At 65.5% G+C, this 22,511-nt stretch carries 16 protein-coding genes and 1 tRNA gene; 9 read left to right on the top strand and 8 right to left on the bottom strand.

The window, feature by feature from the left end; genetic code table 11:
- Positions 1-17 precede the first annotated feature (17 nt).
- The 5 genes from ABIC17_RS06290 to rsmI form a co-directional block, all read right to left on the bottom strand.
- Entirely contained in the window at positions 18-695 is a 678-nt protein-coding gene (locus tag ABIC17_RS06290) for a type 1 glutamine amidotransferase domain-containing protein (RefSeq protein WP_354280134.1), read from the bottom strand.
- Positions 696-785: 90 nt separating this feature from the next.
- Complete coding sequence (locus ABIC17_RS06295) at positions 786-1,385, bottom strand: DedA family protein (protein WP_354280136.1); 600 nt, start codon at positions 1,383-1,385, stop codon at positions 786-788.
- A 13-nt stretch (positions 1,386-1,398) separates the two neighbouring features.
- A complete protein-coding gene (gene gshB / locus ABIC17_RS06300; RefSeq protein ID WP_354280138.1) occupies positions 1,399-2,349 on the bottom strand; it encodes a glutathione synthase in 951 nt (316 codons plus the stop codon).
- Positions 2,350-2,581: 232 nt separating this feature from the next.
- Complete coding sequence (locus tag ABIC17_RS06305) at positions 2,582-2,938, bottom strand: YraN family protein (RefSeq protein WP_354280140.1); 357 nt, start codon at positions 2,936-2,938, stop codon at positions 2,582-2,584.
- A gap of 157 nt (positions 2,939-3,095) precedes the next feature.
- On the bottom strand, positions 3,096-3,929 hold the full coding sequence (gene rsmI, locus ABIC17_RS06310; RefSeq protein ID WP_354280142.1) for a 16S rRNA (cytidine(1402)-2'-O)-methyltransferase: 834 nt from the start codon (positions 3,927-3,929) through the stop codon (positions 3,096-3,098).
- A gap of 11 nt (positions 3,930-3,940) precedes the next feature.
- Between rsmI and ABIC17_RS06315 the strand changes: the two genes are divergently transcribed.
- On the top strand, positions 3,941-5,143 hold the full coding sequence (locus ABIC17_RS06315) for a penicillin-binding protein activator (RefSeq protein WP_354280144.1): 1,203 nt from the start codon (positions 3,941-3,943) through the stop codon (positions 5,141-5,143).
- Positions 5,144-5,189: 46 nt separating this feature from the next.
- On the opposite strand, the gene ABIC17_RS06320 is transcribed toward ABIC17_RS06315, so the two are convergent.
- A complete protein-coding gene (locus ABIC17_RS06320) occupies positions 5,190-6,935 on the bottom strand; it encodes a M1 family metallopeptidase (protein WP_354280146.1) in 1,746 nt (581 codons plus the stop codon).
- A 206-nt stretch (positions 6,936-7,141) separates the two neighbouring features.
- Here ABIC17_RS06320 and ABIC17_RS06325 point away from each other — a divergent pair, with 206 nt between their 5' ends.
- Positions 7,142-8,203, top strand: coding sequence for a lactonase family protein (locus ABIC17_RS06325; RefSeq protein ID WP_354280148.1), 1,062 nt, complete (start codon positions 7,142-7,144; stop codon positions 8,201-8,203).
- Between the two features lie 219 nt (positions 8,204-8,422).
- On the opposite strand, the gene ABIC17_RS06330 is transcribed toward ABIC17_RS06325, so the two are convergent.
- On the bottom strand, positions 8,423-10,363 hold the full coding sequence (locus ABIC17_RS06330; protein ID WP_354280150.1) for a glycoside hydrolase family 84 protein: 1,941 nt from the start codon (positions 10,361-10,363) through the stop codon (positions 8,423-8,425).
- A gap of 283 nt (positions 10,364-10,646) precedes the next feature.
- Here ABIC17_RS06330 and lon point away from each other — a divergent pair, with 283 nt between their 5' ends.
- The 5 genes from lon to ABIC17_RS06355 all read left to right on the top strand — a co-directional run bounded on the left by lon (position 10,647) and on the right by ABIC17_RS06355 (position 18,529).
- Complete coding sequence (gene lon / locus ABIC17_RS06335; RefSeq protein WP_354280151.1) at positions 10,647-13,076, top strand: endopeptidase La; 2,430 nt, start codon at positions 10,647-10,649, stop codon at positions 13,074-13,076.
- A 175-nt stretch (positions 13,077-13,251) separates the two neighbouring features.
- Entirely contained in the window at positions 13,252-13,524 is a 273-nt protein-coding gene (locus ABIC17_RS06340; protein WP_277971343.1) for an HU family DNA-binding protein, read from the top strand.
- 126 nt (positions 13,525-13,650) lie between these two features.
- Positions 13,651-13,725 (top strand) — tRNA-Val (locus ABIC17_RS06345).
- 301 nt (positions 13,726-14,026) lie between these two features.
- Positions 14,027-15,643 carry a beta-helix domain-containing protein gene (locus ABIC17_RS06350; RefSeq protein ID WP_354280153.1) on the top strand — a complete coding sequence of 539 codons (1,617 nt, stop codon included), beginning with the start codon at positions 14,027-14,029 and terminating at the stop codon, positions 15,641-15,643.
- A gap of 96 nt (positions 15,644-15,739) precedes the next feature.
- Positions 15,740-18,529: a TonB-dependent receptor domain-containing protein gene (locus ABIC17_RS06355; RefSeq protein ID WP_354280155.1), complete on the top strand. Its 2,790-nt coding sequence runs from the start codon at positions 15,740-15,742 to the stop codon at positions 18,527-18,529.
- Positions 18,530-18,580: 51 nt separating this feature from the next.
- Here ABIC17_RS06355 and ABIC17_RS06360 read toward each other — a convergent pair whose 3' ends face one another.
- Entirely contained in the window at positions 18,581-19,237 is a 657-nt protein-coding gene (locus tag ABIC17_RS06360; protein WP_354280156.1) for a prolyl hydroxylase family protein, read from the bottom strand.
- Positions 19,238-19,363: 126 nt separating this feature from the next.
- Between ABIC17_RS06360 and ABIC17_RS06365 the strand changes: the two genes are divergently transcribed.
- Positions 19,364-20,245 carry a type II secretion system protein N gene (locus tag ABIC17_RS06365; protein WP_354280158.1) on the top strand — a complete coding sequence of 294 codons (882 nt, stop codon included), beginning with the start codon at positions 19,364-19,366 and terminating at the stop codon, positions 20,243-20,245.
- Positions 20,242-22,479, top strand: a complete 2,238-nt coding sequence (gspD, locus tag ABIC17_RS06370; protein WP_354280160.1) for a type II secretion system secretin GspD — start codon at positions 20,242-20,244, stop codon at positions 22,477-22,479. Before ABIC17_RS06365 ends, gspD begins: the two co-directional genes overlap by 4 nt.
- Positions 22,480-22,511: the final 32 nt, after the last annotated feature.

Genomic DNA, 22,511 nt, shown 5'->3' on the forward strand with positions numbered 1-22,511 from the left:
GGGGAAGGGGATTGGTCTTAGCGCAACGCTTCGACCAGCGCTTCCGCCGCGGCGGCGGACGAGGCCGGGTTCTGCCCGGTGATCAGCAGCCCGTCGCGCACGACGTGCACGCCCCAGTCGTCGGTCTTCGAATAGACGCCGCCAGCGCCCGTCAGCATGTCCTCGACCAGGAACGGCACGACGTCGGTGAGCCCGACCGCAGCTTCCTCGGTGTTGGTGAAGCCCGTGACCTTCTTGCCAGCGACCAGCGGCGTACCGTCGGTGGCCCGCACGTGGCGCAGCACGCCCGGTGCATGGCACACCAGAGCGACCGGCTTGTCGGCGGCGATCGCGCCTTCGATCAGCGCGCGCGAGGTCGAATCTTCGGCGAGATCCCACAAAGGACCATGGCCGCCAGGATAGAAGACAGCGTCGAAATCCTCGATCTTGACCGAATCAAGCCGCACCGTGCTCGCGAGCTGCGCCTTGGCGTCGGCATCCGCCTCGAACCGGCGCGTGTCGTCGGTCTTCGCGCTCTCGTCGGCACTCTTGGGGTCGAGCGGCGGCTGGCCACCCTTGGGCGAAGCGAGCGTCAGCGTGGCACCCGCCTGCTTGAGGACGTAATAGGGCGCGGCGAGCTCCTCGAGCCAGAAGCCGGTCTTGGCGCCGGTATCGCCGAGCTGGTCATGCGAGGTCAGGACGATCAGGATATTCATACGATTCACTCCAGCGGGCAATGAGCCCGCGCTGACCGGCAGATGGGTGGCGCACCCGGCCATTACTACCGCAGTGCAGCAAAGCCGCGATCAGCCGCGCGGTTTCCACGTCAGCAGCCGCCAGACATACCCCACCACGATCGCGATCGTCAGCGCCACCGCGGCCGGGCCGATGAACGCGTCGAGCTCGCGGAAATTCGCGCCGAGATAGTAACCGGCATAGGCCAGCCCGGTGTTCCAGATCGCCGACCCCGCCGCAGTCCACAGGATGAAGCGCAGGTGCGGCATCCGCGCCATGCCGGCGGGGAGCGACACCATGGTGCGGAACGCGGGCATGAAGCGGAATACGAACACGACCCATTGCCCGCGCGCCCGAAAGAACGCCTCGAGCTTCTCGACATGCTGCCAGTCGAGCGTCAGCCAGCGACCGTAGCGATCGACGACCGGGCGCAGCCGGTGATAGCCGAGCCGGTAGCCGATCGCGTACCAGAAGTAATTTCCAGCGACCGTCCCCGCGGTCCCCGCGACGATCAGCGGAACGAGGCTCATCTGCCCGCGCGCGACCGCGATCCCGCCGAGCCCCATGATGACTTCGGACGGGACCGGCGGGAACACATTTTCCAGCACCATCAGCAGGAAAATGCCGAAATAGCCGCCCCAGGCGGTCAGTTCGATAATCAGTTCGGTCATCGCGAGGGGGCGGTCAGCCCGCAACCTTGCGTTCGATCGCGTCCCAGATCATCCCCGCGACATCGGTGCCATCGAAGCGTTCGATCGCGACGATGCCGGTGGGGGAGGTGACGTTGATCTCGGTCAGCCACTCGCCGCCGATCACGTCGATCCCGACGAACAGCAGCCCGCGCTTCTTGAGCTCCGGCCCTAGTACCGCGCAGATCTCGCGCTCCTTGGGCGTAAGCTCGGTCTTCACCGCCGACCCGCCGACCGCGAGGTTCGAGCGAATCTCGCCTTCGCCGGGCAACCGGTTGATCGCGCCCGCGACCTCGCCGTCGACCAGGACAATGCGCTTGTCGCCCTTCGCGACATCGGGGAGGAAGGCTTGCACCATATGCGGCTCGCGCCACATGGTGTTGAAGACCTCGATCAGCGCGGACAGATTGGCGCCGTCGCTGCCGACCTTGAAGATTGCCTTGCCGCCATTGCCGTGGAGCGGCTTGATCACGATTTCCTTATGCTCGGCGAGGAACGCGCGCGCTTCGTCGAGCGAGCGAGTGATCAGCGTCGGCGGCATGAACTGCGCATAGTCGAGCACGAACACCTTTTCGGGCGCGTTGCGGACCTGCGCGGGGTCGTTGACGACCAAAGTCTTGTGCGCGATCCGCTCGAGCAGATGCGTCGCGGTGATATAGCCGAGGTCGAATGGCGGATCCTGCCGCATCAACACGACATCGGCCTCGTCGCCGAGGTCGAGATTGACCGGTTCGCCGAGCGTGAAATGGTTGCCCTCGACGCGCTGGACCGTGACCGGTTCGGCCTTCGCCCAGACCCGGCCGTTCGAATAGTTGAGCGCCTCGGCGTTGTAATGGAACAGCTTGTGCCCGCGCTGTTGCGCCGACAGCATCAGCGCGAAGGTCGAATCGCCCGTGATGTTGATGGAAGCGATGGGGTCCATCTGGACGGCGACTGTCAGGCTCATCGATCTGTAACTCCGTCCGGGACACTTCGTTCACCCTTTGGCGGGGTGATCCGAGCGCAGATAGGGGGTCGATCGCGGTGTGTCACCCCGAGCGGGGTCAGCCGTTCCGACGATCGGTGCCACCAACCCTAACCCAACCGTTCGTTTCGAGCGAAGTCGAGAAACCTGCGCTGTGCCGGGTTTCTCGACTTCGCTCGAAACGAACGGGATGGTGGTAATCGCGATACCTGTCTCACCCGATCCACGCATTCTCGATATGCCGTGGCCGCACCCCCGGCGCGAGCAGGATCACGTCGACGCGGATGTCGTCACCCGGTCCCGCGAAGCGCGGCATCAGCACTTCCGCCGCCGCCGCGACCCGTGCGAGCCGGCGTTCGTCGATCGCGAAGTCGAGCGCGGCGGCGGTCTTGCGTTGCTTGACCTCGACGAAGGCGATGAGGTTCGCCTTGCGTGCGACGATATCGACTTCGCCCGCGGGGGTGCGGACCCGGCGCGCGAGAATTTCCCAGCCGTGGAGCCGCAGCCACCAGCTCGCGAGGCGCTCGCCGCGACGGCCCGCGGCTTCGGCGACGCGGCGGTCTCTTACCAATTTCGCTGCTTTTGGAGCGGATAGGCTCTCCACCCCTCCCTGGAAGGGAGGGGCCGGGGGTGGGTTGGTGTGGGGGATATCCGTCGCGCGACCAACGAGCCGACCCACCCCCAGCCCCTCCCTTCCAGGGAGGGGAGAAAGAGGGGGCGGGCGGTGTTCACGCCTTCAATTCCAGCGCCCTTGCGTACAAGGTCTTGCGATCCAGCCCGAGCTTCTTGGCCACCTCGCTCGCCGCCTGTCCGGTCGAAAGCCGGGTGAGCGCCTCGGTCAGCGCGGTATCCGCGTCCTCGGCGCTGGCCGCTTCTGGCGCGCCGGGCGGTGCCACTACCACGACGATCTCCCCCTTGGGCGGCGCTTCGGCATAGCGCGCGGCGAGCATCGACAGCGTGCCCGTCACCGCTTCCTCGAAATGCTTGGTGATCTCGCGCGTCACCGCCGCCTCGCGGTCGCCGAGCCCCTCGGCGAGCGCCGCGAGCGTGACGGCAAGGCGGGGGCCGCTTTCGTACAGCACCAGCGTCGCGCGGATCGTCGCGATCTCGCCGATCGCGGTCGCGCGCGCCTGCGCCTTGGCGGGCAGGAAGCCGACGAATAGGAACCGATCGGTCGGCAATCCCGCCAGCGTCAACGCCGCAACCGCCGCGCATGGACCAGGGATCGTCCACACCGTATGCCCCGCCGCGCGCGCATCGCGCACCAGTTTGTAGCCTGGATCCGAAATCAGCGGCGTCCCCGCATCCGACACCAAGGCGACCGGCTCCATCCCCATCCGCGCGATCAGCCCGGGGCGGACCTCCTCGGCATTGTGGTCGTGATACGGCACCATCGGGCGCTTGACCCCGATGTGGTGCAGCAGCTTCGCCGTCACCCGGCTGTCTTCCACCGCAATCACAGCGGCATGGCTCAGGATGTGCGCAGCACGCGGCGACAGATCGCCGAGATTGCCGATGGGGGTTGCAACGATGTAGAGGCCCGGGGAAAGATCATTGGTCATCAGGAGCGGTCATGGCAGAGCGGGATACAGGGGCGCAACGGCGCAGCGGAATAAGGCGGCTTTCGCAAGCGACGCTGGTGGCGGGTGCGATCGTGCTCAGCGGGTGCCAGACGGTCGTGCCGCGCGGGGCGGTGCCACGCCCCGGCCCGGCAACGACGCGCCCTAGCCAGCCGCAGCAGCCGGTGTTCGAGCAGGGCATTCCGAAGGACACCGCGCGGCACCGCGTCGCGTTGCTGGTGCCGCTCAGCGGGAACAACGCCGGCGTCGGGCAGAGCCTCGCCAATGCGACGCAGCTCGCGTTGCTTGATTCGCGCAACGAATCGGTCCGGATCACGACTTATGACACCGCCCCCGGCGCGGCGGTGGCGGCGCAGCGGGCATTGGCGGATGGCAATCAGCTCATTCTGGGCCCGCTGCTCGCCGACGACGTCCGTGCGGTCGCGCCGATCGCGCGGCAGGCGCATGTGCCGGTGGTGAGCTATTCGAACGACACGACCACGGCGGGCAACGGCGTGTATCTGATGGGCTATGTCCCGGCGCAGTCGATCGGCCGGGTCGTCGATTATGCCAAGGCGCATGGCGTGACCAGCTTCGGCGGGCTCGTCCCCAACGGCGTTTACGGCGAGCGCGCGTCCACCGCGTTCCTGCGCGCGGTCGAGGCGGCGGGCGGTCGGGTCGGCTCGCTCCAGACCTATGACCGGGTGAGCGGGTCGATGAGCGCCGCGATCACGCGGATGGCCAAGAGCGCGCCGTATCAGGCGGTGCTGATCGCCGACGGCGGCAGTGCCGCGGCGGCGGGTGTCCCGGTGCTGCGCCGCAACGGCATGGGCGGGGCGCGGATCATGGGGACCGAATTGTGGAATTCGGAAAGCTCGATCGCGAGCAAGCCTGCGCTGGAAGGCGCATGGTTTGCGAGCGTGTCGGACGGACTGTACCGGCAATATGCCACCAAATACCGTGCGCGTTTCGGGGCGGCCCCGTTCCGCCTGTCGAGTCTCGGCTATGATTCGGTGCTGTTGACGATCCGCATCATGCGCGACTGGTCGATGGGGGCAACGTTCCCCGAGGACCGGTTGCGCGATCGCGGCGGGTTCTCCGGCATCGACGGCGCATTCCGCTTCGGTCGCGACAATGTCGCCGAGCGTGCGCTGGAAGTGCAGGAAATCCGCGGCGGCACGACGGTCAGCGTATCGCCCGCGCCGACCGGTTTCTGATCATACGCTGCGGCAATGCTGCACCGGTCTTGGTGCAGCATTGCCATCAGTTGCGGGCGGGCGCTTTCTTGCGCGCCTGTTCGTCGCGCCACGCCTGATAGCGTTCGACCGCGACCGAGCGGCGCAGCACGCGCGCGTTGGGATCGACGACGACATGCGCTCCCGGCGGCACCGCAACGCTGCCGACCCCCGCGGTCATCGGCACGCGCACGATGCGGGAGCCGACCTGGACCTCGACCGGCAGCGGGAAGGGGCGGCCGCCGGGTGCGTCCCAGCGGAGCGTCAGCCGGCTCCCGGATCGCGTCTGGACCAATTGCGGTAGGGCCGCCTGGCGCAGATAAACGTCGAAGAACCAGCCATAGTCCTTTCCTGTTACCCGCCGCACGAAGCGTTCATATTCGGCGGTGCTGCCATAGCGCGGCGCGAAATTGCCCGGGCGAGGATCGAGCCGACCATAGACCGCGAGCCGCGTCACGTCGCGGAACGCGCGATCGCCGATCAGGTCGCGCAGCGTGTGCAGCATCCATGCGCCCTTGTAATAGATGTCCTGCCCGGGGCCGCCCTTGGCGATCTCATATACCTGTTCCTCGGTACGGACGGTGCCGGAAACGATCGGGCGGAGGTTCGCGATCCGGTTGCGCTGGTCGTCGAGCATGACCGCATAGCGCGCCTCGCCTTCGCGCCAGCGGCCGTAGAAGGGCTGCATATACTGGGCATAGCCCTCGTGAAGCCAGTAATCGTCCCAGTCGGCGGCGGTCAGCTGATTGCCGAACCATTCGTGTGCGAACTCGTGCTGGAACAGCCAGTCGAACCCCTCGGGCGCCTTGGCATAGCCGTTGCCGTAAGCGTTGATCGTCTGGTGCTCCATCCCCTTGTGCGGGGTTTCGACGACGCCGACCTTTTCGCTGCCGAACGGGTACGGGCCGATCTCGCTTTCGAAGAAATCGAGCGTCGGGGCGAACTCGGCGAACAGCGCGCGGGCCTTCGCCTCTTCGCCGGGGAGGTACCAGTAGAATAGCGGGATCGTGTTGCCGTAGCGGCTCTTGTAGACGCCTGAGATCTCCTCATAGGGCCCGACGTTGAGCGCGATACCATAGGTCGTCGGGCGCTTGATTCGCCAGTTCCAGCGGGTCCGGCCATCGGGCAATGGATCCACGCCGAGCAACGTGCCGTTGGACGGTGCCTTCAGTCCCTTCGGCACGGTGATGTGGAGCGTGACGACGCCGGGCTTGCCCGACGGAAAGTCGAGGCACGGCCAGAACAGGTCGCAGCCGATGCCCTCTGCGGTGGTGGCGAACCACGGCGCGCCGTCGGGCGTCTTCGACCAGACCATCCCTGAATCCCACGGCGCGTTGACCGCGACATGCGGTTGCCCGCCATAGACGATCCGCGCGACGACGCGGCGGCCGGCTGGGACCGTTCGCGGCAGGGTGATCTGCAACTGACCCTCGGGGTTGGTCCAGGCGTCGCGGGGCAAGGTGGTGCCGTCGATCGCGATCGAATCGATCGGCAAATTGCGGTCGATGTCGAGCACGAGCCGGTCGAGCGGCGCGCGCGCGGTGAAATCGAGCGTGGCGACGCCGCGCAGTGTCTGCGTTTCCGGCAGGACTTCGAACGCGAGATCGGCGGCAGTGAAGGTCAGTTTCTGCTGGTCGCGGTCGATCGGACCGCCCGATTTCTGGGTCTGCGCGGTGATCGCTGGCTCACCCTTGCCGGGGAGCGTGTCCGCAGGGCGTGCCGCGGCGGTCAGCGACAGGAAGGCCAACACGACCGCAACGCGAGACACCATCATGCCGAACCGAACTCCGTCGAAAATTGCAGGGTCAAGACCACTTAAGCGCGATCTGCGGGCGTGATACGCACAAACGCGGGCAAGCGCACCTGCGGTCTTGCTTGCGCGCGTTGCGCGCAAGCCATGCGCGACGGATCGATCACGCTGCGGAGCGATCCTGGCGAGATAGCGTTGCGGTCGCGATGATTAACGCACAGGATTTCGTCATGGCCAAACTTGATCCCACTCCCCCCATCGCCGCGGGCACTTATCGCGGCGGCGGAGGGCGGGGGCTCCATCCATTATGGTCCGACGAAGCGGCAACTTGGCGTATCGGGGACGCGTATGCCGCCGCGCCCAATGCTTCGTTCAGCGTGTATTCGGCTCGGCATGGGCTGCACTATATCGTCGATGAGGATGCGGTCGGGCGCGTCGGCGTTCACCGCCATCTGGCGGGCGGCTGGGAGATGCTGGCGTCGGTCGAGACGGGCGGCGGCGCGCCGTGCCACGTCGCGCTCAACCCCGCCGAGACCCTGCTGGCAGTCGCCAATTACGCGGGCGGCAGCGTATCGGTGATCCGCCTCGATCCCGGCACCGGTCTCCCCGACGGCGCGGTGCAGACCCATGCGAACCGCGGGTCCGGGCCCAATGCGGAACGACAGGAAGGGCCGCATGCGCATTGGGTCGGGTTCAGCCCGGACGGGCGATGGCTGTACCAGACCGATCTCGGCACCGACGAGGTTCTCGCCTTCCCGTTCGATGCCACGGGGACGTTGGAGTTGCCGTTCGTTGCCTATGCGGCACCACCGGGGTCGGGACCGCGGCATCTCGTGCTGCATCCGCATATCGCCAAGCGCGCGTATCTGGTCAGCGAAATGGCCAGCACGCTGACGACGCTCGACCGGGCGCGCGATGGGACGTTCACCGGGCCCGTGATCCGGTCCACGTTGCCGGACGCATGGCGGGGGCACAGCATCGTCGCGCATGTCGCGATCAATGCGGCGGGGACGCGGCTGTACGTCTCGAACCGCGGGCATGACAGCATTGCGGTCTTTGCGCTGGATGCCGAGGGAGTTCCGACGCTGCTGGAGCATGCCGCCACGGGAGGAGAGTATCCGCGGTTCTTTTTGCTGCTGGAGGATCGAGGAATGATCGTCGTTGCGCATGAGAAGTCGCAAACGGTGACGACGCTGGCGATCGATGCGGAGGGACGGTTGGCGCCGACTGGCGTTGCGCTTGGCGTTCCCGGGGTGGGGTATGTGCTGGAGGTTGCGCCTGGCGGTGGGTGAGGGGTGTTTGGCTGACGCGCACCAATGAACGCCTTCCTATCCTCCGTAGCGCTTCCCCCTTTTCTGCAGCGCTTCCCCGGCGAAGGCCGGGGCCCAGTAGCGAAGCAGAAGAATGCGAGCGATGCGCTTCGTTACCTCCACCTTCGCTACTGGGCCCCGGCCTTCGCCGGGGAAGCGATAGAAGGGGGGACGGTTGCTGAGGACTCGCCCCCAACCCCCTCAGTGCGCGATCAGCGCCGGAGCGTCCTTCACGAACTGGTCAAGCACACCATCGGCAACCTTGATCGGGCCGTCGAAGCGCGTTGCGCCCGGGATGCTCTGCACCGCCGCCGCTTGCACGGCCAACCGGCCGGCGTCGGTGAAATAGCGCGTCGCGGCATTGCTGCCGTGCTCTGCCGCATCGAGGCCCGCCGCGGTCAGTTGCAATGCTCGCCCCCACAATTGCAGCGCGTCCAGCCACGGTCGTGCCTGCTCGGCAAAGGCCGGATCGACCGTGCCCGATCGGATGATGTCGGGAGCGTTGGCCAGCGTGTCCGCTTGCGCGCGCAAGTCCGCGATCGCCGCGCTGCGTTTGGTCGCGTCGCCGTCGGCCAGCGCCTCCCGGACGGCATCCAGCGCCGCCTTCAACCGCGGTGCCTGTTCCTGCCACGGCTGGCTGCCGAAGGTCGGGGCCATATGTTGGGTGTCGAAGAAGGTGAGCAATGCAGCCTCGGCGCGGGCGTCACCGCCAGCAAGTTCGCGCGCGGAGAAATGCCACGTCCGCTCGGCGTCATAGCCCCGATCGTTCCATCCGAATGCTGCGACCCCCGTCACCGCGACCCGGCTGGGCGCTTCCTGGTTCATCGGGTTGGACAGGATGCCGGTCAGTTCGCCCGACAGGCCCGCCTCACGCCGCGCATAGGGCGCCATCAACAGGCGGCCGGTCGTCTGCCCATAATCGTTGACCGGGTAATTGTCCCACAACAGCGTCTTGCGGCCGAACGCCTTGGTCGCGGTGCGCGCATCCGGGATCGAGATCGCGGGCGGAACCACGTCGGTGCCGGTCCATTGCACGACGACGCGCGGGTCGAGTTCCTTGCGGAGCGCCGCCTTGTACGGCGTCTCCTTGGCGTCGTAATATTCGGTCGGGACCATGATCAGCGGGCGCGATGCCGGATCGGTCGCGACGAGCTGCGCCTGGACCGTATTGAGCAATCGCGCCTGCGCGATCCCTGCGGCTTCCGCGCCCGAGGGGCCGAAGGCGGTTGCGTCGCGGGGGCAATTCCACTTCTTATATTCGATGTCGTCGAGCGCGACATAGAAGCTGTGGACGCCGATCGTCCGCAGCGCCGCAAACTTGCGTTCCAGCGCCTGCGCATCGGCGGGATCGGAGAAACACACCGTCGGGCCGGGAGAAACGGCATAGACGAAATCGACGTGGTTGCGCCGCGCGGTCGCGACTAGCGCGCCGAGCGACGTGAGCGTCGCGGCGGGATACGCCTCGCGCCAGCGATCCCGCGCGAAGGGGTCGTCCTTTGGGCTGTAGACATAGGTGTTCGCCTTGACCGTGGCGAGGAAGTTGAGATGCTTGGTGCGGTCCGCCATCGACCAGGGCTTGCCATAAAAGCCTTCGATCGTGCCGCGGATCGGCATGGCGGGGTGATCCTGGATCACCATTGCCGGGAATACGGGGCGCTTCGCGAGTTGCCGGAAGCTCTGGACCGCATGGAACAGGCCATCGGCGTCGTGACCCGCAAGCGTGATGATCCCGCCACCATCGATCGGGGTGCTGGCGATCGTATAGCCTTCGACGTGATCGTCGACCACGGTGGCGCTGCGGGCGAGCGTGGTACGGATCAGCGGTGCGGACCCGGCGCCGATCAGGATATGCGTTCCCTCGGGATGCGATGGCAACCGTTTCGCGGTGGTGACCTTGACGACACCCGAGGCGAGCAGGATGTCCCGGGTGAGCGCGATCGTGGCGGCGTCCGTGCCGGGGGCCGCTATCAGCACGACGGTCTTGCCGAGGGGAAAGCTGCCGTTGCCGAGAGTGATCGACGTCGGCGCAGGAAAGATCGCCGGCAAAGTCGGGGGGGCGCCGTTCGATGCCGCCACGGCGGGGGCCGTCATCAGCGTTGCCGCCACAAGGGTGAGCGTTCCGAACTTGTCCGTACGTCGCATCGCTGTTTCCCCGGTATTGTTGTGGTATTGCCATCGAGCCTATCGCCAGCAGCGGCACGGAGCAAGCCACGGCGTGGACGCAACCGCGGCGATAGTGCCAAACTAAGCCCAATTCGCATCGCTGGCCTGACGCGGGCGAACCCTGTCGAACGTCATCATTGTCCACGTCTGCGGCACAATGCCGCCGTATTCCCGCGTCAAAATCGCGTGACGATTGATGGTGGCGGCGTTAGCCCCATATAAAGGAAGAACGCGCTTTGAGTGGCGCGACCCCGGAGTATCCATGACGCAAGCATCTGCCCCGCATTCCTTCCCCGTCCTGCCGCTGCGCGACATCGTCGTGTTCCCGAGCATGATCGTCCCGCTGTTCGTCGGGCGCGACAAGTCGGTCGCGGCGCTCGAGGCGGCGATGGCCGGTGACAAGGAGATCTTCCTCGTCGCCCAGCTCGACCCCGCGCAGGATGATCCCGCGCGCGACGACCTGTACGATATCGGCGTGACGGCGACCGTGTTGCAGTTGCTCAAGCTCCCCGACGGGACGGTTCGCGTGCTGGTCGAGGGCAAACGCCGCGCTTCGCTGAGCGAGTTAACCGAAGTCGAAGGGTATCTTTCCGCGCAGGTCGAGATGATCGAGGGCGAGGACGATACGGAAGAAGCCGTTGCGCCGAACACCGAAGTGTCCGCGCTGATGCGCTCGGTCGTCGATCAGTTCGAGAATTATGCGAAGCTCAACCGCAAGCTCCCTGCCGAAACTGCGGTTCAGCTCGGCGAGATCGAGGATGCGAGCAAGCTCGCCGACGCGGTCGCCGCGAACATCCAGGTCAAGGTGAGCGACAAGCAGGCGCTGCTGGTCGAGCGTGATCCGGCCAAGCGGCTCGAGATGGTGTTCGCTTTCATGGAAGGCGAGCTCGGCGTCCTGCAGGTCGAGAAAAAGATCAAGTCGCGGGTCAAGCGCCAGATGGAGAAGACCCAGCGCGAATATTACCTCAACGAGCAGTTGAAGGCGATCCAGCGCGAGCTTGGCAACGAGGGCGAGGAAGGCGAGGGCGACGAGATCGCCGAGCTGACCCAGAAGATCGCGACGCTCAAGATGTCGAAGGAAGCGCGCAGCAAGGCGACGTCCGAGCTCAAGAAGCTCAAGACGATGGCGCCGATGTCGGCGGAAGCGACCGTCGTGCGCAACTACCTCGACGTGTTGCTCGGCTTGCCGTGGGGCAAGAAGTCGAAGATCCGCAAGGATATCTCGGCGGCGCAGGCGGTGCTCGACGAGGACCATTATGCGCTCGAGAAGGTCAAGGACCGGATCATCGAATATCTCGCCGTGCAGGCGCGCACCAACAAGCTGAAGGGGCCGATCCTGTGCCTCGTCGGTCCTCCCGGCGTCGGCAAGACCTCGCTCGGCAAGTCGATCGCCAAGGCGACCGGCCGTGAGTTCATCCGCCAGTCGCTCGGCGGCGTGCGGGACGAAGCCGAGATCCGCGGGCATCGCCGCACCTATATAGGCTCGCTGCCGGGCAAGATCGTGACCAACCTCAAGAAGGCCGGGACCAGCAACCCGCTGTTCCTGCTCGACGAGATCGACAAGCTCGGACAGGATTTCCGCGGCGATCCGGCGTCGGCGCTGCTCGAGGTGCTCGACCCCGAGCAGAACGGCAAGTTCCAGGATCACTATCTCGAGATCGACGTCGACCTGTCGGACATCATGTTCGTGACGACCGCGAACTCGCTGAACCTCCCGCAGGCATTGCTTGACCGGATGGAGATCATCCGGCTCGAGGGCTATACCGAGGACGAGAAGGTTGAGATTGCCGAGCGTCACCTGATCGCAAAGCAGATCGAGGCGCATGGACTGAAGCCGGGTGAGTTCACGCTGACCACCGACGGTCTGCGCGCGCTGATCCAATATTACACGCGCGAAGCCGGTGTTCGCACGCTCGAGCGCGAGATCGCCAAGCTGGCGCGCAAGGCATTGCGCCGGATCCTGGAGAACAAGGACACTGCGATCACGATCACCGCGGAGAACCTTTCCGATTTCGCGGGCGTGAAGAAGTATCGCCACGGCATCGGCGAGGAGGAGAATCAGATCGGTGCGGTCACCGGTCTTGCATGGACCGAAGTCGGCGGCGAGCTGCTGACGATCGAGAGCGTCACGGTTCCGGGACGTGGCCAAGCGAAGATCACGGGCAAGCTCGGTGACGTGATGAAGGAGTCGATCGAAACCGCGTTCAGCTTCATCAAGGCACGCTCGCCTTCCTACGGGATCAAGCCGAGCCTGTTCGCGCGCAAGGACGTCCACATCCATTTGCCCGAAGGGGCCGTTCCCAAGGACGGTCCGTCGGCGGGGATCGGGATCGTCACCGCGATCATCTCGACGCTGACCGGGGTGCCGGTGCGCCGCGATATCGCGATGACGGGCGAGGTTACGCTACGTGGTCGTGTCCTGCCGATTGGCGGGTTGAAGGAGAAACTGCTCGCGGCACTTCGGGGCGGCATCACGACTGTGTTGATTCCGCAGGAGAATGAGAAAGATCTGGCAGAGATTCCAGATAATATTCTGAACGGCCTGAAGATCATTCCGGTGTCCCACGTCGATGAAGTGCTGCGGTTGGCACTGACCGGGCCGCTCGAGGCGATCGAATGGAGTGAAGCCGATGATCTCGCGGCACAGCCTCCCGCCGGGGTGGCTGCTGTAGGCGGCGAAGTGCATCATTGATGTACGCGCCGTCTACGGCGAGGTCTTGCGGTGTGTCCTGATTGTCGCATTCGCTCCTACGTCGGTCGCATGGCCTTGCTTTTTGTTTTGACAGCCCCCCCCGGACCCGCCTTTATGCGCCCGCGGCCCTCGGGCTGGGAATCATTTTTCTAATTGTAACGGGGGTTTGGTCGCGATGAACAAACAGGAATTGATCACAACGGTAGCCGATACGTCGGGGCTGACGAAGGGCGATGCGAGCAAGGCGGTCGAAGCCGTGTTCGATGCGGTCTCGGCAGCGCTTAAGGCTGGCGATGAAGTGCGTCTGGTCGGGTTCGGAACGTTCTCGGTCAGCAAGCGCAAGGCATCGACCGGCCGCAACCCGCGGACCGGCGAACCGATGACGATCAAGGCTTCGTCGCAGCCGAAGTTCAAGGCTGGCAAGGGCCTGAAGGACTCGGTCAACTGAGATCCTGCGAATTTCCTGGCCGCAACGCTTGCAAAGCGCGGTTCGCCCGGATTAAGGACTGATCCAACGGGGCGGCCGCCGGCTGCTTCGATCCGTTTAGCCGATCGCGACAGCGACACTGGCGACGGGCGCGTAGCTCAGTGGTAGAGCACACCCTTCACACGGGTGGGGTCGCAGGTTCAATCCCTGCCGCGCCCACCAATAGAAAAGGCCTCCAACTCGGCGAGTTGGGGGCCTTTTTCGTTTGTTGCACCGGGTAGCGAAGGACAGCTTCAAACAGCCTGCGAAGCGCTCGGGTCGTACGTCCTTCGCATCGGCCGGGCGGCGTGTCGCACCGGCAGTGTCACGCTGCTGTCATGACCGTGTCACGGAACTGACCCGGAAAACACATCAAGTCGTCATGTCCCATCCGTAACGGCAGCGGCAGCAGGGTCGATAAGGGGGTTCCGAATCGATCAGGGCAAACATGCCCGCGCGCAACGATCACATTCGGGAGTGACCCATGGCCAGCTTCAACCGTTTCAGCACCGTTCTCATGGTGACCACCGCCGCCGTCGCGCTGGGCGCCTGTAGCGGAGCAAACGATGTTGCTTCGCCGGGCGCAGGTACTGTGGTCATCACGCCCGCACCGACGCCGACCCCCACGCCAACTCCGACCCCGACGCCGACCCCAGCCATCACCGCAGCGCAGTTCGCCGCGGTCACTGCGGTCAACGGCATCTCGATCACCGCCGACGAGCAGCTCGCGCTCGTCAACGCCGGAACCAACAACAACGTCAGCGGCACCAACATGCTGAACGGCGTGTACCCGACGACCGCGGCTTCGCTGACGACGGCGCTCGACCCGTCGACGATCAACAGCTTCTTCACCAGCACCAACTATGTCGGCGCGCTTAATGGCCCGACCGATACCGCGTTCCAGGGCTGGACCTGCAACTCGACATCGGCGGAATTCGGCGGCGCTGGCGCCCGTTGCACCGCGGTTCCGGCGGTCGGCACAGGCGGCGCAGCGGCGGCTTGCCCGACGGGCACGACCGATGACGGCCTCGTCCAGACGTTCCGCGCCTGCCGCCTGCCGTCGGTCATCAACGGCACGCTGAACCTGCCCAAGATCGCGGGCGTTTTCTATCGCCTGCGCGGCCAGACCGAAGTCGGCACCGACGTCGGCACGACCGGCGCGGACAATGGCGCGGTGCTCAACATCGAGGCGGGCGTCGTCATCGCAGCGGATTCGACCGAGACGACCAACGACCTGCTGCTGGTCAACCGTGGTTCCAAGATCAACGCGGTCGGCACGGTCGCCAACCCGATTATCTTCACCTCGCAGCAGAACCTCACCACCAACGGCGTCAGCGATGCGACGCAGGGGCAGTGGGGCGGCGTGATCATCCTCGGCCGCGCGCCGGTCGGCGTGTGCGCCACCGGCACGGGTCCGAACAATGCGGATGGCACCAGCACGACCTGCCAGCAGGCGATCGAAGGCGTTACCGGGCGCTTCTACGGTGGCCCGACCAAGGCCGACAGCAGCGGCAACTTCCAGTACGTCCAGATCCGCTACAGCGGCATCGCGATCAGCGACGGCAACGAACTGCAGGGCCTGACGCTCGGCGGCACCGGGTCGGGCACGGTGATCGATCACGTCCAGAGCCACAATTCGGCGGATGACGGCGTCGAGATCTTCGGCGGCATGACCAACATGAAGTATATGGTAATGACCGGTGCCGACGATGACGGCTTCGACATCGACAACGGCTTCCGCGGGTTCATCCAGTTCATGATCACCGCGCAGCGGACGATCGGGGCGACCGCCGACTCCTTCTCGACCGAGATCGACTCGAACAATGCGGAAGACCTGCTGCCGCGCACCTTCGGCCGGTACGCCAACTTCACCTTCCTCCAGACTGCGCTCGCCCCGGCAGCGATCCGTCTGCGCGGTGGTGCGGACATGACCTTCGTCAACGGCGTAGTGAAGACCCCGGCGACCGTCGCGTGCATCAACCTGATCGCAGGCGAGCAGACCGCGGGCGGTCGCACGACGATCCGTCCGGCCGACGCAGCGCTGCAGGATGTCGGGCCGCCGGTGTTCAACTCGATCTACTTCTCCTGCCAGGGCCGCTGAGCCTCAGCCCCGGACCATCGCGCAGTTGATGCCGGGGCGGCCGCTTAAGCGCCGCCCCGGCATTTGCCTATGACATATCGATCGGAAATACAGGCCATGCAGAAGCGCCTCGCCTTCGGGACACTCCTTCTTCTTACTTCCACGTTGGTGTCGCCCGCGGCGCTCGCGCAGACCGCTCCGGCCCCCGCCGCGACCACGCCGCCACCCGCCGCAGCACCTTCGGCGCAAAGCGCGGGTGATCCGGTGGCCACCCCCGCCGCCGAACAGGCGGGTGACCCCGAACAGCAGGTCGAAGTCTCGGCACCCGGCATGGACAGCAGCCAGGGCGCGGACATCGTCGTCGTCGGGCGCAACATTCCCAACGTCATCCGCTCGACCCCGCAGATCGTCTCGGTCCTGTCGGGCGCGGACATCGCGCGGACCGGCGAGGGCGACATCGCGGGCGCGCTCGCGCACGTTGCTGGCCTCAGCGTCGTCGGTGGCGGGTTCGTCTATGTGCGTGGCCTTGGCGATCGCTATTCGTCGTCGATGCTCAACGGCTCGCCCTTGCCGAGCCCTGAGCCGCTGCGGCGTTCGGTCCCGCTCGACATCTTCCCGACGACGATCGTCGGGTCGGCGCTGGTGCAGAAGACCTATTCGGTTAATTATCCGGGTGAGTTCGGTGGCGGCGTCATCAACCTGACGACCAAGGCGATCCCCAAGAAGGACTTCCTCTCGTTCGGCGGATCGATCGCGGCGGATACGGTGACGACCAGCGAGCTCGGCTATACCTATGCGGGCGGGCGCAGCGACTGGACCGGCTATGACGACGGCACGCGCACCGTTCCCGACTTCATCAAGAATGCACCCGGCGGCACGGGCATCATCCCGAGCGAGCAGGTCGCACAGCTGACCAATGCGCGCACGACGCTGCTTCAGCGCAACAACAGCCTGCCCGCCAATTTCTCCGGCGAGATCAGCGGCGGCAAGGTGATCGACCTCGGCGCGGACCGGATCGGCGTGATCGCCTCGGTCAGCGCGAGCAATACTTTCCGCACGCGCCTGACGCAGCAGCAGGATTCGGTTTCGCCCGACGGCACGCTGCGCAACGATTACAACACGTTGCTGACCGACAACCGGATCGTCGCGAACGCGCTGCTCGGACTCGGCTATGAGTTCGGCCCGAACACGATCCGTGCGACCGGCGTCTATATCCACGATACGCTCAAGCAGGGGCGCGGATCGACCGCGATCGTCTACAACAATTCCAGCGGTCGGCGTTTCCAGCAGAACACCAACTGGTTCGAACGTCAGCTGATCGAAGGCCAGATGGTCGGCGAGTTCAAGGTGACCGACGCGCTGCATCTCGACGTGCGCGGGGCCTACGCCAACTCGAAGCGCGACGCGCCGTATGAGCGGCAGTTCGACTATCTCTGCTCGAACGTGACGACGACAGGCTTGCCTATCAAGGAGACGCAGCAGAACGGCATCGGCGGCGAGCGGTGCGATGGCGCGTATCAGGCGACGCGGCGCTTCTCGCCCTTCGCCTCGATCATCTTCAGCGAACTCGACGAAGATCTGTACAGCGCGCAGGGCGACCTGACCTACAAGCTCGACCTCGGAAGGCCGGTGACGCTGTCGACGGGCTATTATTATTCGGCGACCGACCGCACCTCGACTCGTTTGCAGTTCAATTACCAGACCGCGGACGGCGGCGGCACTGCGCCGGCCTATCCGTGGAACCTGCTGCGGCCGGATTATCTGGTCGGGGCGGATTCGATCGCGGCGAACAATCTGCAACTTCAGTTCGGTACGCCGCTGGGTGCCTATGCCTATGACGCTTCGCTGGATATCCACGCGGGCTATGGCCAGATCGAAGCCGAAGTCCTCGATGGCGTGCGCGGCACGATCGGCGTGCGCTACGAGACTGCGGACGAGCGCGTCACGCCGGTTGCTTCGGCGACGACGCGGCTGAACAACGATTACTTCCTGCCCGCGCTCACGCTGACGTGGAATTTCCGCAACAACATGCAGTTGCGCGCGAGCGGCTCCAAGACGATCTCGCGTCCGCAGTTCCGCGAACTGGCACCGCAGCAGTTCCGCGATCCGGAGTCGGATCGCCTGTTCTTCGGTAACCCGCTGCTGCGCGATTCCGAGCTGTACAATTACGAAGGCCGCTTCGAATGGTTCTTCGCACGCGACCAGCGCTTCACGCTCGGTGGTTTCTACAAACTGATCAAGAACCCGGTCGAGCAAGTCGGTTTCTACACCGGTGCGGATGACCGGTTGCAGACCGGCTTCACCAACCTGCCCAAGGCGACGCTGTACGGGGCCGAGGTCGAGCTCCAGAAGTATTTCCCGCTCGATTTCCTCGACAGCAGCTTCTTCACGACGCGGCGGGCGCTGTTCATCGCGAATTACACCTATTCCAAGTCAAAGATCAAAGCGGACATCAGTTGCGTGCCCAACGTACTCAACCAGACGCTCGGCGGGTGTGGCGCCGGTTTCGGCCCCGCCAATCTGCAATTCCGCGATGGCGCGCCGCTGACCGGGCAGTCCGAACATCTGGTCAACGTACAGGTCGGGCTGGAGGACAAGGCGTCGCTGTCGCAGATCACCTTGCTGTTCAACTACGCGAGCGACCGCGTGACCAATCGTGGCCCGTCCAACCTGAGCGGGACCGGCTTCCAGCCCGACATCATCGAGAAGCCGGGCATCCGGCTCGATCTCGTCGCGCGGCAGGGGTTCAAGGTTGCCGGCGGACAGTGGGAGCTGAAGGCCGAAGCGCGCAACCTGACGGGGACGCGCTATCAGGAAGGCCAGACGTTCAGCAACGGCAACCAGGTGTTCGTCAACCGCTACCGGCTGGGCCGCGTCCTGTCGCTCGGCCTCAGCACGACGTTCTGATGCCGTATCGCCTCCGCGCCTGTTTGTTTACCGGCGCAGAGGCGGCGGCGGTCAGCCCCACGGCCGTTCGCGAAACCATTTGGTGATGACGTACTTCGTCCCCGCGCGGACCTTCATGCCATGATGCAGCGTCGCCGGGTTGAGCGTTCCGTCGGGGCGGCGGTTGTTCCATGCCAGCAGCTTGCCGGTCTCGGGCTGCACGATCTTGTCGATCGCCTTGAAGCGCGTCGCGCCGCCGGCCTCGGGCTCGTTGAGGTAGATCATCACGGTCCACGTCCGGTTGCCCGCGACCCCGCAATAGCGGGGATAGTCCACACCGTCGGGCTCGAAATAATCGGTATGCGCCTTGAACTCCTGGCCGACCGCGTAGCGTTGCCCCTGGATCGGTTCTCCGAAGACCGGATCGAGCCCGGTGAGCGCGGCGATCCGGGCGTTCAGGTCGATCGTCAGCGGATCGCGTTGGTCGAGGTCGCCGGTCTCGCTCGTCCGGAAGGCCGCGTCGCCGTTGGCATCGGACAAAGTGGAGGGCCGCCGTGTGGCATCGACCGCCGCGCACAACGCCGCGCAGGTCGCCGCGCCGATGAAGTGACGCTTGATGAACAGCGTGAGTTTCGGGCTCGGAACGCGCTGGACACCGGGCTGGGTGATCAAATGCGCGACCAGTGCGTCCGCAGGGTATCCCGATCCGTAATTCAGCACATGGGTCATGCGTATTTCCTGCCAAATCTGCCAGGTATTTTCCAGTGTATGTCGGTGCCATATAAGGTTCACAGCGATGACGCCGGACTGTAACACCTGTTGCCTAGCAGGGCTTTGATCGGGGAATATGTCCGCATGCGATTGGTTTTGGATGCGCGGGCGCGGGCCATTCTGCGACGCCTTCCCGTCACGACAGTCTATACGGGATTGGAGCTGGCGCTGATCGCGGTGCTGGCGATCCAGTCCGCGCGCCTGGTCTATGCCGTGATCACGCCAGTCGGACCGGTTGGGACCTGGCGGCCGGAACAGGGCGTGATCGCAGGGTCGCCGCAAGCGATCCTGCGCGGCTTCGATCCGTTCTTCCGCACAAGCGGTGGTGACGCAGCGGGGCCTGCGGCGATCACGACGTTGCAACTGACTTTGTACGGCACGCGGATCGACGAGGCTCAAGGCGGCGGGTCGGCGATCATCGCAGGGCCTGACGGCGTCCAGCAGAGCATCGGCGTCGGGCAGGAAATCTCGCCGGGCGTGATCCTCAAGTCGGTCGCGTTCGATCACGTCTCGATCGAGCGCGGCGGGCGCGCCGAGGATCTGTTCATCACCCAGGCCGAGCAGGCACCCGCACCCGCAGTACCGCCATCCGGCGCGCCGTTGATGGGCGGGATGGGGGATCGCATCGGGCCGCCGCCGCCCGCGCCCGGCATGCCGCCCGCACCCGCCAGCATCCCGCAAGGCGTCACCGCCGCGCAGCTGCGCAGCGACGTCGGCTTCATCCCGCGGATCGACGGCGGCAAGGTCAGTGGATTGACCGTGCGATCGCAAGGATCCGGCGCAGCATTCCGCGCGGCGGGCTTGCGTGATGGCGACATCGTGACACAGATCGGCGGACGTCCGGTCAGCGGTCAGGCCGATATCGAGCGGCTTGGTCCGCAGCTTGCCCGTGGCGGCACCGTTTCCCTGTCGGTCGAACGCGGCGGACAGGTTGTTCCCCTTACCCTTACGATTGCGGGTCAATGAAAAGACTGATTCTCCGGCCCGTACTTGCTTCCGTACTCGCGCTCGCATCCGCCGGCACTGCGACGGCGCAACAGACGATGAACGTACGCGACGCCGACATTCGTGCGTTCATCGCGGATGCCGCGCGCGTGACCGGGCGGACGTTCATCATTGATGCGCGCGTGCAGGGGAAGGTGACGGTCGTCACCGATCACCCGGTGAGCAAGTCGCAATATTTCGAGATCTTCCTGTCGACACTCCGCGCCAACGGACTGGTCGCGGTGCCGACCACCAACGGCAGCTTCCGCATCCAGCCGATCGACAATGCCGCGTCGCAACCGAGCCGGGTCGGGTCGCGCGGGGCGCAGAGCAACAGCTTCGTGACCGAGATCGTCCGATTGCGCTCGGTCGATGCGCAGTCCGCGGTCGACACGGTCCGCGCGCTGGTCTCGCCGCAGGGGACGGTGTCCGCCAACCGCAGTGGCAATACGCTAGTGATCGTCGATTTCGCCGATAACGTGCGGCGCGTGCGCGAAGTGTTGCGGCGGATCGACACAAACAATGCCTCGACCCGCGTCGTCGCGCTCAAGAACGCCGGCGCACGCGAGATCGCGACCGCGCTCCAGTCGCTCGCCGGGCAAAGCGGCGGTGGCGGCGGCGGTGCTGGCGCGACCGCGGGGGCTGCTGCACCGAGCAGCAACGGTACCAGCGTGGTTGCGGTGCAAAGCTCCAACTCGGTCGCGATCAGCGGCGATGCGTCGACGGTCGCACGGCTGGTCGCGGTGGCGGAGGATCTCGATCGCCGCGCCAAGAACGGCACCGAAATCAAGGTGATCTTCCTCGAGAATGCCGACGCCGAGCAACTGTTGCCGGTGTTGCAGCAGCTCGTCGGGCAGACTCCGTCGCCGATCACCAACCAGCAATTGTCGCAGTCGAACTTCGGCAACAACAGCAACCCGACCGGCAGCAACGGCAACAACAGCTCGCAGCGCCAGGCCAATACCCCGGCGGTGCAGCAGGATACGACCGCTCCCGGCAGCACGGCAGGACAGGCTGCGATCAGCACGCAGGGCGGGCGCACTGCGGCTGTGGTCACGCGTTTCGTCGGCGCAAACGCGATCGTCATCGCCGCGCCCGCCGAAGTGCAGCGGCAATTGTCCGAGGTCGTGCGCCAGCTCGACACGCGGCGCGAACAGGTGCTGGTCGAGGCGATCGTCGCCGAAGTGTCGGATCAGGTCGCGAGCCAGCTCGGTGCGCAGTTCGCGATCGGCAATCTGAAGGGCGGGGTGTTTGCGGCGTCGAGCTTCTCCAACACCGCGCCGAGCCTGTTGACGATCGCGGGCGCGGTCGCGGCGCGGCAGCTCAACACGACGACGACGACGATCAACGGTGCAACCGTCACCACCAGCACCAACAGCACGGTGAGCGATACGCTCGCGCAATCCGCGCTCAGTTCGATCCTCGGGGCGAGCGGCGGGTTCGGCGGGTTTGGCGGGAAGATCGGCGATACGATCTTCGCCTCGATCATCAACGCGGTGAAGAGCGACACCACGTCGAACCTGCTGCAGGTCCCGCATCTGGTGATGCTCGACAATCAGGAAGCACACAGCCTGGTCGGGCAGGAAATCCCGATCACCACGGGGCAGGCGCTGTCGAACAATTTCGACAATGCCTTCCGCACGACCCAGCGGCAGAATGTCGGCATCGAGCTGACCGTGCGTCCGCAGGTCAATTCGAGCGGGACCGTGAAGCTCAACCTCCGGCTTGAGGTGAGTTCGATCGCTGGGCCGGTATCGAGCGATAATAGCGACCTGATCCTCAACAAGCGCGAAGTGGAGACGGTCCGCACAGTGGACGATGGCGACATTGCGGTGATCAGCGGGTTGCTCGACGATAACGAGCGGCGGACGATCCAGAAGATCCCGCTGCTGGGGGACATCCCCGCGCTTGGCAACCTGTTCCGGTCCAAGGCGAAGTCGCGGACCAAGACCAATCTGATGATCTTCATCCGGCCGACGATCTTGCGGACGGCGGACGACAGTCGGAAGCTGACCGAACAGCGGTATGGCTATCTGCGGTTGCAGCAGGGGTTGCAGGACCCCGATGTGGAGCCGTCGATCGACCAGTTGGTGCGTGAGTATCTGGGGGCAGCGCCGCCGATCCCGAGTGCGCCGGTGCTGGGGAATGTGGACGATCCAAGGATCGCACTGCCGGTGCAGCGGAGTTCGACCGTGATCCGGCGGAGGGGAAAGTGACGGGGGTTCCGCTGTCAGATAGCCCCTCCCCC

Source organism: Sphingomonas sp. PvP056 (assembly GCF_040549155.1).
In the GTDB taxonomy this organism is placed as follows: domain Bacteria; phylum Pseudomonadota; class Alphaproteobacteria; order Sphingomonadales; family Sphingomonadaceae; genus Sphingomonas.